We start from the raw sequence: 1,218 nt of genomic DNA on the forward strand, positions 1-1,218 counted from the left end.
TATAGATGCCCCTTTTCACTACAGTGGGTTGTTATTATGCAATGATTTTTGCAACAACACCCGCACCTACTGTACGGCCACCTTCACGGATTGCGAAACGCAAACCATCGTCCATCGCGATTGGGTGAATCAGAGTTACTTTCATGTTCACGTTGTCGCCTGGCATTACCATCTCTACGCCTTCTGGCAGTTCGATAGTACCTGTTACGTCAGTTGTACGGAAGTAGAACTGTGGACGGTAACCTTTGAAGAATGGCGTGTGACGACCACCTTCATCTTTGCTCAGAATATAAACTTCTGATTCGAAAGTTGTGTGTGGCTTGATTGAACCTGGTTTCGCCAAAACTTGACCACGTTCGATTTCTTCACGCTTAGTACCACGCAGCAGAACACCTACGTTCTCACCCGCACGGCCTTCGTCCAGCAGTTTACGGAACATTTCAACGCCAGTACAAGTGGTTTTCGCAGTCTCTTTGATACCTACGATTTCAACTTCTTCACCAACTTTGATGATACCACGCTCAACACGGCCTGTGACTACTGTACCACGACCTGAGATTGAGAATACGTCTTCGATTGGCAGCAGGAATGGCTTGTCAATTGCACGCTCTGGTTCTGGGATGTAGCTGTCCAGTGCTTCTGCTAGTTCAACGATTTTCGCTTCCCACTCTGGGTTGCCTTCCAACGCTTTCAGCGCTGAACCACGGATAACTGGAGTGTCATCACCTGGGAAATCGTATTGAGACAGAAGTTCACGAACTTCCATTTCAACCAGTTCCAGCAGCTCTTCGTCGTCTACCATGTCACATTTGTTCAGGAACACGATGATGTAAGGAACGCCAACCTGACGACCTAACAGGATGTGCTCACGAGTTTGTGGCATTGGGCCATCTGTTGCCGCAACAACTAGGATTGCACCGTCCATCTGAGCAGCACCCGTGATCATGTTTTTAACATAGTCGGCGTGTCCTGGGCAGTCTACGTGTGCGTAGTGGCGAGTTGGTGTATCGTACTCTACGTGAGAAGTAGAGATGGTGATACCACGCGCTTTTTCTTCTGGTGCGTTATCGATTTGATCGAATGCACGAGCGCTACCGCCGTAAGTTTTTGCCAGAACAGTAGTGATTGCTGCTGTCAGGGTAGTTTTACCGTGGTCAACGTGGCCGATTGTACCAACGTTAACGTGCGGTTTTGAACGTTCAAATTTTTCTTTAGACA

1 protein-coding gene is annotated in these 1,218 nt (G+C 48.1%); it reads right to left on the bottom strand.

Annotated elements, in window-relative coordinates; genetic code table 11:
- Positions 1-34: 34 nt before the first annotated feature.
- On the bottom strand, positions 35-1,218 hold a 1,184-nt coding region (gene tuf, locus PR709_RS19515), incomplete at its 5' end, for an elongation factor Tu (RefSeq protein WP_053111003.1).

The organism is Providencia sp. PROV267 (genome assembly GCF_028477825.1).
GTDB classification, from domain to species: domain Bacteria; phylum Pseudomonadota; class Gammaproteobacteria; order Enterobacterales; family Enterobacteriaceae; genus Providencia; species Providencia stuartii.